Origin of the sequence: Emticicia sp. (genome assembly GCF_049241225.1) — a bacterium.
Lineage (GTDB): Bacteria > Bacteroidota > Bacteroidia > Cytophagales > Spirosomataceae > Emticicia.
In genome coordinates this window covers 13,016-22,777 of sequence record NZ_JBMLRC010000297.1, presented here as the reverse complement: position 1 = coordinate 22,777, position 9,762 = coordinate 13,016, and the positions used below count along the sequence as shown (strand labels likewise).

Genomic DNA, 9,762 nt, shown 5'->3' with positions numbered 1-9,762 from the left:
TTTACTTCTTTGCCAATTTGCTATGTTTATAGCCATAGGCAAAATATATGACCAAGCCGATGCTCATCCAGATGATAAACATTCGCCAGTTTGTCCAGCCGAGTTCGGTCATTAGATAGAGATTTGTTAAAATTCCGAAGATTGGTAGGAGAGAGAAATTATATTTAAAACTCATCACCGACAATGCCAACCAAACTGCCCAAAACACAAAAAGTAATGGCTTTTCTTCTAAATGTAGCATTACATCGCCTCGTGAATACGTAAAATACAATGCTCCAATCATCAAGATTCCACACAAATATTTAGCGTTGATGTACGGAATCTTAAATTTAGCATCTTTGCTCATACCTTTTGTATCAAGGTATAAAACCCCCGCACAAACCAAAATAAAGGCAAAAAATGTACCCACGCTCGTGAGGTCAACGAAGAAACTCATTTTGAAAAACAACGAGGGAACAGCCACCAAAATACCAGTAATAATTGTTGCAAAACCTGGGGTTTTGAATTTTGGGTGAATCTCGCCAAATTTTTTACCCAAAAGTCCATCACGGCTCATGGTCATCCAAATACGTGGCTGTCCGATTTGATAAGCCAATAAAGCACTCGTAATGGCAATAACAGCACTCACCGAAATAACTCCTGCTACGGCATCAAAACCGACATTCGTAAATACATAAGCTAATGGGTCTGCCACATTTAGTTCGGTATAATTTACCATTCCTGTAAGCACCAATGAGATAAGCACGTAAAGAATCGTACAGATTACCAAGCATAAAATCATCGCACGAGGCAAATCTCGTTGAGGATTTTTGGCTTCTTCGGCAGTTGTCGAAATCGAGTCGAAACCAATAAACGCAAAGAAAACCGCCGCAACGCCACTCAACACCCCTTCAACACCATTTGGTGCAAAAGGCGACCAATTCGCTGGTTTTACATAAAAAACTCCTGCTACTATTACCAAAAGTATCACCAAAAGCTTCAAACCAACCAAAAAATTACTCGCATTGCGAGATTCTTTGATACCAACATAACAAAGTGTTGTAATCAAGACCGTAATCATTCCCGCAGGAAGATTGAAGATTACTTTCAGGAAACCCAAACTTGGAGCATCTTGAAAAGCCTGAGCCAAACGTTTAGTGCCATCGTTAATTTCTGTTCCTCCCGCTTGCACACTTTCAAAGGCTTCTTTGGCAGTTGTATAATCTACGGCCAGCCAAGTCGGGAAATGAAAGCCGAAACCTTCGAGCATCGAAGTAAAATAGCTCGACCACGAAATGGCTACTACCATATTTGATACCGCATATTCAAGAATCAATGCCCAGCCAATAATCCAAGCGAGCATTTCGCCAAAAGATACATAAGCGTATGTGTAGGCACTACCGCTGACAGGAACCATCGAAGCAAATTGGGCATAACTCAAAGCAGTAAATACACAGGCAATTGCCACAAATACAAAAAGAAGAGAAACCGCAGGTCCACCATTGAAACTCGCCAAGCCAATTGTACTGAAAATACCTGCTCCGATAATGGCAGCAATACCAAGTAAGGTTAAATCTCTGACTCCCAATACTTTAGCCAGCGAATTTCCGTCTTCACGGTCTTCAGTTTCTTTTATTGCTTGCTTTACATCCTTTCTCCGAAAAAGTGAATTACTCATAATATGTTTTAATAAGTTTAGGTTTAGTATTGCTGATTACTTTCCAAAACTATTAAAAAAATGGCAAGTATGGTGTTTTGTTGAGTAATTATTTATTGAATGAAGACCTAACTTTCGTCTGAAATGCTTTTGTTTTAAGAAAACTTACACTTTTTAAAGTTTAAGTTGTCTATACAAGTTGTATCGTTTATATTTGCATAAAGCAATCATAAAATCTAAAAAATGAATTACTCTATCCATCAAATCGCGAAGATGATTGACCATTCTTTGCTGCATCCCACAATGACCGATGCTGATTTGATAGCGGGCTGTCAACTGGCAAAACATTATGATGTCGCAACGGTCTGTATAAAACCGTATTTCGTCAAGCAAGCAGCTGAGTTGCTCAAAGATTCTGATGTAAAAGTTTGTACGGTCGTAGGTTTTCCGCATGGAAGTAGCACGATTCAGCAAAAAGTGGCCGAAACTCGTCAAGCTTGCAAAGATGGAGCAACCGAAATTGATATGGTGGTAAACGTAGGCAAAGTTTTGTCTGAAGATTGGCGATACGTGAAGAAGGAAATCAATGCTATTTTGAAAGAAAGCCATAAACACGGGGCCATTCTGAAAGTAATTTTCGAAAATGATTTTCTTCCAAAAGATAAACTCAAAATAAAACTCTGCAAGATTTGTAGCATTGTGGGCGTAGAATTTGTGAAAACATCTACTGGATACGGTTACGTAAAACAAGCCAACGGAGATTATAATTACAAAGGAGCAACCGAGCATGATTTGCTTTTGATGAGAAAATACTCGTCAGAAAAGGTTCAGATAAAAGCAGCAGGAGGTGTACGAACACTCGACGGTTTATTGAAAGTAATGGAGTTGGGCGTAACTCGCCTCGGAGCCACTGCCACTGCTATAATTATTGAAGATGCTAAGAAACGATTAGGCCTAATTTCAGGAATCGTAACAGAATCAAACGTAGTTGTAGGATATTGACAACGAAAAATTTAGACATAATCATAAAATTAATAAAATCCCGCAATCGTGTCTAAGTTACACTTTTATTGAGAAAAGTAATACTTTTTTGACTATTTATTGTGTAAAAGCTATTAATTGTAAAAAAAACGTTTAAAAAATTTGTCTAAATACTGATTTTTAGTTTCTTTTGTAAGTAAATATTCTGTTGTCTATACAAGTTGTATCAAAAATATATTCGATTTCATTGAAATCATAAAGAATTTGAGTACCCCGATTTGTCGGGTTTATTCATCATAGGTTAAAGTATTTTCGTCTTGGAAAGGCATTTGGGATTCCTAAATGCCTTTTTTCATAAATAAACCTCTGAAAATATTCTATCAAAATTTAGTGCCTTTTATGAGTTTATTAGATTAATTTGCTATCAGAATTTCTAAATAGTGTTTGATATTGCCACCTGCTGAGACTACTCTATGAAAATACCCCTTTATCGACAAATTCAAGCTAATTTAAAAGAGAAAATCACTTCGGGCGTTTATGAAGAAGGGGGACTTTTACCCTCCGAAAACGAACTTTGTGTGGAGTTTAATGCTACTCGTATGACTGTTAGGCAAGCTCTTAACGAACTCGTGCGTGAAGGCTATATTACTCGCCAACACGGAAAAGGAAGTACTGTTTCGGCAAGTAGAAAATCGTTAGGTTTACTTTCACTGAAAGGTTGGACCGAAGTGGTAGTAGCAAGCGACAGGCACGGAAAAACATTGGTTTTGGAAGGCCCAGTATTAAAGAAATTGGAAGATACTGCCTTCAAACCATTAATTGATGACGAAAAGCACGAAGAATTTATATTTTTTAAGCGATTACGTTTGGTCGAAGATTCGCCAGTGATGTTTGAACAAACATACATTCCGAACGAAAATTTACCAAATTTTATCGAAGAACCATTGTTAGAAGGATCACTTTTCCGAACTTTGCTCATCCGATATCAAATTGATGTGCAGAGTATGACGCAAGAAGTGCGAGCCATTGCGGCGGATAAAGAAACAGCGAATTTGCTGAAAATTAAGCAAAAATCACCAGTTTTGCATTTATTGAGAAAATACAAAACTTCGGTTGATGATTTTTTTCTTTATAGTTCAATTTATTGTAATACCGAAAAATTCGCCATAAGTAGTTTTAACTAAGCACCCCCTTCCCCTAAAGGGGCGTACTATAATATCTATTCACTTAAAAAAGCTCCCCTTTAGGGGCGGGGGGGTGTTTTACCATGAAAAAAATCAAAGTTGCCGTTGTTGGCACAGGTTTTATCGGGCCAGCTCATATCGAAGCCCTCCGTCGTTTACCAAATATCGAAGTTTTAGGACTTTGTGAAGCAAATATTGATTTAGCGAAGGATAAAGCAGCTTCTTTGGGTATCGAACGTGCGTATATCTTTGAAGATTTATTGAAAGATTCAGAAATTGAATGTGTACACGTTTGTACGCCAAACTTCTTGCACTATTCGCAATCAAAAGCTCTTTTGTTGGCAGGAAAACACGTAGTGTGCGAAAAACCATTGGCTACTAAAATCGAAGAAGCAGAAGAATTGGTAAAACTGGCGGCTGAAACAGGTTTAGTAAATGCCGTTCACTTCAATTTGAGATATTATCCGTTGGTTCGTCAGATGAAAACCATGCGTGAAAAAGGTGATTTGGGCGAAATTTACTCAATCATGGGTAGCTATTTGCAAGATTGGCTTTTCTACCAAACAGATTACAACTGGCGTTTAGAACCAGACAAATCGGGTGATTCAAGAGCGATTGCCGATATTGGTTCGCACCTTTTAGATGTGACTGAGTATATTACAGGAATGAAAATTACGGAAGTAATGGCCGATTTCAATACTGTACATAAAACTCGTTTGAAGCCATTGAAAGCCATCGAAACCTATTCGGGTAAAATGCTTGAGCCATCTGACTACCAAGAAGTGCCAATCAATACCGAAGACCACGCAAGTGTACTTTTGAGATTTGACAACGGTGCGAAAGGAAGCGTAACGGTAAGCCAAGTTTCGGCTGGACGCAAAAACCGTTTGAACTTAGAGATTTCGGGTTCGGTAGCGAATTTTGAGTGGTGTTCAGAAAAACCAAACGAAATGTGGATTGGCAAACGTGATGGAGCTAACCAACAATTGATGAAAGACCCATCGTTGTTTTATCGTGAAGCACAAAGCCTTGTAAGTTTCCCAGGTGGACATAACGAAGGATTCCCTGATACATCGAAGCAATTATTTAAGGAAGTTTATGCAGCAGTTGCAGCAGGAAAACAACCTGAAAACCCAACGTATCCAACATTTGCTGATGGTTTACGTGAATTATTGATTTGCGAAAGAATTATCGAAAGTCACCGCAAGCAAGCTTGGGTTACTATCTGATAGTTTCGGAGATAGATTTATATAGAAAAGCGAGTTATTCTTTTGGGATAACTCGCTTTTTTGATTTGTATAAAAATTTTACCACGGAGGCACGGATTACACGAATTAACACAGAGATTAGCTCCGTGAAACTCTGTGTTCTCCGTGCCTCCGTGGTAAGTAATTTTAGTGCAAGAAATGTCTTACGCCAGTCATAACCATCGAAAGACCGTTTGCATTACAATAATCAATCGAATCTTTATCACGGATTGAACCACCTGGTTGAACAACCGTTGTGATACCTGCTTGGTGGGCAATCTCTACACAATCAGCAAATGGGAAGAACGCTTCCGAAGCCATTGCTGCTCCGTTAAGGTCGAAACCAAAGGTTTTTGCTTTATCAATTGCTTGTTTCAAGGCATCTACACGTGAAGTTTGACCAACTCCACAAGCCAACATCTGGCCATCTTTTGCCAATACTACATTATTAGATTTCAAGTGTTTGCAAATCTTCAAAGCAAATTCTAAAGCCTTAACTTCGCTTTCGCTCGGGGCTTTTTCGGTTGCTACCGTAAAGTCTTTCGCCGTTTCAATCGAATTGTCTTTATCTTGTTCCAAAACTCCATTTAAAAGCGTTTTGAATTGTTTTTTGCTAACTTCAACTGGCTTTCTGATTAATAAACGACGGTCTTTTTTCTTTGTTAAAATCTCCAAAGCATCGGCATCAAAACTTGGAGCTATCAAAATCTCAAAGAAAAGTTTGTGTAGTTCTTCAGCAGTTGCCAAATCAACATTTGCATTCGTGATGATTACACCACCAAAAGCCGAAACTGGGTCGCAAGCCAAGGCATTTACGTAGGCTTCCTTAGCCGTTGGGGCTGTTGCTACACCACAAGCGTTATTGTGCTTAACGATTACGAATGATGTTTCGGTAAATTCATCCATCAAACGCACGCATGATTCTACATCCATGAGGTTGTTGTACGATAATTCTTTACCGTGAATTTGCTCAAACATCGCATCTAAATCACCGTAGAAAGTAGCCGCTTGGTGCGGGTTTTCGCCGTAACGAAGGACCCCCTGCCCCCTAAAGGGGGTATATTGTTTGATTGATTCAAAAGAAAAATTCTCTATCGAATCAGTAAATTCCCCTTTAGGGGTTAGGGGTGCAAAGTAATTATGAATAGCCGTATCGTAGCTTGAACTCATCAGGAATCCTTCTTTTGCGTAACGACGACGGTCAGCAAGGTCGGTTGCACAGCCTTTTTCTTTCAAAATCTCAAAAACATCGTCGTATTGCTCACGTGACGAAACTATCAATACATCATTGAAGTTTTTGGCCGCTCCACGAATCAACGAAATGCCACCGATGTCGATTTTTTCAATAATATCTTCTTCGTCTGCTCCCGAAGCAACCGTTTCTGTAAAAGGATACAAATCAACAATCACCAAGTCGATTGACGGAATCTCAAATTGAGCGGCAGTTTGCACGTCGCCTTCGTTGTCACGGCGGTAAAGAATTCCACCAAATACTTTCGGATGAAGCGTTTTTACACGTCCACCAAAAATTGAAGGATAGCTTGTAAGGTCTTCAACGGCCGTTACTGGAATGCCCAAATCTTCAACGAATTTTTGTGTTCCACCAGTCGAAAAAATTTGAACATCGTGTTCGTGAAGCAACTGTACGATTTTATCTAAACCGTCTTTGTAATAAACCGAAATAAGTGCCGATTTGATTTTCTTGGTCATTTTGGAATGATTTTTGCAGTATTACTAATACAGATATGTTTGATGCCCGTGCCAAGTTTTGAGCAACGAGCCATAAATATTGAAAGTGCAAATTTAATGCTTTTTCTTGATAAGATAGTAATTGCTCCCAAAACATTAAAAAAATAGCAAGAAATGATTAAAAAGTGCGTACTGTTGGGTATTTCTATGCTGTTTTTGGTGAGTGAGATTTCTGCACAATCTCAGAATAATACAAATTTGAGAAATCAGTATTTGGGGGTTAGGTATAAAGATTATCGAGAGTTGCGAGAGCTTACGAAGGTAAATAGCAATATGATTAACCTTCATTATGGAATCGCCTTAATGAAGAAAGAAGATAAACATTTTCTTTTTTTATCAAGATTTGAAAATTCTGAAAACCATTCAGATGATTTTCAATTAAAGGTGATTGACATCAAAGAGATTCCGAAATTCAATGAGTTTTATCACTGTGTATCGGTAAAAGGGTGTTCGCAAAATGGGAAAAACGACCCAACGCTTTTTGCATTGGCAGTCATTGAGCCTCAGAAATATCTTACAAAAATTGTAAAGGTTTGGAAGCTCGATAAGCCTACGGGTAAAATTCTAGATTATACGAGTTCGGGTGTGAAGTGTATCAATCACAGCCAATTGGCATTAGTAAGTGAGTAATCTTAGCAAAGTAGCGGAGGAGGCTTACTCCTCGCTACTGAGCGTTTCTATACGAGGTGCAGGTTGTCCGAAAGGCGGCTTGCATCTTTTTTTATGTCGAGAAGAAAGAAAAATTATCCATTCCTCATTATCAATTCTACATTAAACACGTGGTTTCCACGCTACTTCTTCGCTGCCCAATTCCTGAGTCATTTTTCGAGAAAGTACAAAAAGATAATCCGAAAGACGGTTTAAATATTTTATAATCAACGGATTAACTTCTTCTTCGTTCGAAAGCCGAATACTCAGACGCTCTGCTCGGCGGCAAACCGTGCGAGCAACGTGCGTATAAGAAACCGATTGATGTCCACCTGGCAAAACAAACGCTCTGAGTGGCGGGATTTCAGCATCCATCAAATCCATTTGTTTTTCGAGTAGCTCAATATCTTCATCCAAAAGGTCAGGAATTTTCTTTCTCCGCACTTGTTCGGGTTCGGATGCTAAATCAGAACCAATAGTAAATAATCGGTCTTGAATTTCCTTCAAGATATCCTTTCTCGATTCGTTGATTGCTTGGTCACGTACCAACCCAATCCACGAATTGAGTTCATCAACCGTACCGTAAGTTTCGATTTTTAAATCTGCTTTGCTGATTCGAGTGCCACCAACCAACGAAGTTGTGCCAGCATCACCTGTTTTTGTGTATATTTTCATTGTTTTACTTTAGAAAAGTTGTGGCACACTTCAAAAGTGTGCCACAGCTACTTTAAAAAATCTTTGTTCCCTGAGCGAAGTCGAAGGCCTATTTTCCTGCTAAATAATCTTTATAAGTGCTACATTCTTCAATCAATTGGTCTTCGTAGGCGGTGCTACCGAATTTGGTTTTTAAGAGATTGAAGTAAGTAGAATATTTGTCTTTTTTCAAATTAGCCAAAATTTGCTTGTTTTCGGCTTCTTTTTTCTTCATTTCATCTTCTGGGAGCAAGTAAATACCATCATTGAGTTTTGAAGCAATGGTATTGTATTTAATTTGCTGACAAGCTGCTGCCAAATAACAAGCCTTAGCGGCGAGTTCGGGTTTAGGAGCGGTTTGCATGGCTTTATCGAAATAAAAGAGCGTTTTTTCGTAAGAATAGTAATCATCTTGCTCATTGATGGCATCCATGCTACTCCAACCACGACGCAACAAAATCCAGCTATTGCCATAATAACTCATGTTGTAGCTACCACAACCCAAAAGCATCCAGCTTTCATAATCATTGGGGTTTTGCTTTACTTTCTCGGCCAAAGCTGCCATTCGAGTCGCAAACGAAAGAGGCATAATTCTTTGTTTGGCGTTAGCATCGCCTTGCCCGTTTAAGCTAAACGGATTTACATCTAAATATGTTTGGAAAGGTTCAGTTTGCCAAGTTTTTGGCGAGATTTGTTTCCAAGCCTCTACTGCTTGTGCGTATTGATGTTCAGACAAAGCCCTACGACCCAAAACCATATAAAGATAGTCGTTGTCAAATCCAGCCAATTTCTGCAAGCGTTTATCGAAATCATTGGTAGATTTTTTTGAGAAATAGTCAATCACATAACCAATGGTTTTTGATGAAGTCGAATCTTCGATTTTATATTGGTCTGTATTGCTCATAAACGAAGCCGTGCCACCGTATTCGGTTTGTTTAGCTTGCTGATACGAAGCTAAAACCTTCATAATAAAAGCTTTAGCTTGATTTTCTGGCGAAGCATCAGACGAAGAACCACCTTTTTCTGCAGCATCTTTTTTACCGAAACAGCCCGAAAACCAACCAAGCGATTTTGTGCTTTTGGTTTCCGAAAGCGTTGTTTTTTCGCCTAAATTTTCAGAAAATTCATCGTTTACAGGTAAACCTTCATATTTAGCTGCCAGAATTTTGCACGCAGCATTAAAATTATTGGCCGTTCGGAATTTATCAGAACGAGCAAATCTTTCGAGCAATGGCATGACAGTTGCCTCCATTTTGGGCGTTACTTCGGGTGTTTCGTAGATAGCCAGCATCATTTCTTGCATCGCAATTTGGTCCTTCAAACCTTGATTTTCAGTCGGAATTGCCTTGGCTTTTTGTAATAATTCGTTGGCTTTCTTGAAGTCTTTGCCAATGAATGTCAGATACGAAGCGGCGGTGTACCAAAATGGTGAATTTTTTAAACCTTCACTTTCGGCGGCATCGAGATTAAAGGCCAATAATTGCTCGAAATAATTTTTTGCATTGCTTTTCCATTCGACTTTCTTCAGAGAATCTACTTCCCAAAAGCCATACTGAATGGTTTCTTGATTATTGAAAAAATAATACTCGTTTTTATTAATTTCACGAGCCATCACAAACTCCAA

The 9,762-nt window shown here is 38.8% G+C and carries 8 protein-coding genes; 4 read left to right on the top strand and 4 right to left on the bottom strand.

Going from position 1 to position 9,762, the window contains the following annotated elements; genetic code table 11:
- Position 1 precedes the first annotated feature (1 nt).
- Complete coding sequence (locus ACOVO2_RS16040) at positions 2-1,657, bottom strand: amino acid permease (RefSeq protein ID WP_421770952.1); 1,656 nt, start codon at positions 1,655-1,657, stop codon at positions 2-4.
- A gap of 222 nt (positions 1,658-1,879) precedes the next feature.
- Between ACOVO2_RS16040 and deoC the strand changes: the two genes are divergently transcribed.
- The 3 genes from deoC (at position 1,880) to ACOVO2_RS16025 (ending at position 5,030) form a co-directional block, all read left to right on the top strand.
- Complete coding sequence (gene deoC, locus ACOVO2_RS16035) at positions 1,880-2,638, top strand: deoxyribose-phosphate aldolase (protein ID WP_421770951.1); 759 nt, start codon at positions 1,880-1,882, stop codon at positions 2,636-2,638.
- 452 nt (positions 2,639-3,090) lie between these two features.
- Positions 3,091-3,801: a GntR family transcriptional regulator gene (locus ACOVO2_RS16030; RefSeq protein WP_421770950.1), complete on the top strand. Its 711-nt coding sequence runs from the start codon at positions 3,091-3,093 to the stop codon at positions 3,799-3,801.
- Between the two features lie 83 nt (positions 3,802-3,884).
- The gene (locus ACOVO2_RS16025) at positions 3,885-5,030 is read left to right on the top strand and encodes a Gfo/Idh/MocA family protein (protein WP_421770949.1); all 1,146 of its coding nucleotides are present in this window, start codon (positions 3,885-3,887) and stop codon (positions 5,028-5,030) included.
- A gap of 165 nt (positions 5,031-5,195) precedes the next feature.
- Here the strand turns inward: ACOVO2_RS16025 and purH are convergent, their stop codons facing one another.
- Entirely contained in the window at positions 5,196-6,758 is a 1,563-nt protein-coding gene (purH, locus tag ACOVO2_RS16020) for a bifunctional phosphoribosylaminoimidazolecarboxamide formyltransferase/IMP cyclohydrolase (protein WP_421770948.1), read from the bottom strand.
- Between the two features lie 153 nt (positions 6,759-6,911).
- Between purH and ACOVO2_RS16015 the strand changes: the two genes are divergently transcribed.
- Positions 6,912-7,427, top strand: a complete 516-nt coding sequence (locus ACOVO2_RS16015; RefSeq protein WP_421770947.1) for a hypothetical protein — start codon at positions 6,912-6,914, stop codon at positions 7,425-7,427.
- A 141-nt stretch (positions 7,428-7,568) separates the two neighbouring features.
- Here the strand turns inward: ACOVO2_RS16015 and ACOVO2_RS16010 are convergent, their stop codons facing one another.
- Positions 7,569-8,120, bottom strand: coding sequence for a cob(I)yrinic acid a,c-diamide adenosyltransferase (locus ACOVO2_RS16010; RefSeq protein WP_421770946.1), 552 nt, complete (start codon positions 8,118-8,120; stop codon positions 7,569-7,571).
- 88 nt (positions 8,121-8,208) lie between these two features.
- On the bottom strand, positions 8,209-9,762 hold a 1,554-nt coding region (locus ACOVO2_RS16005), incomplete at its 5' end, for a hypothetical protein (RefSeq protein ID WP_421770945.1).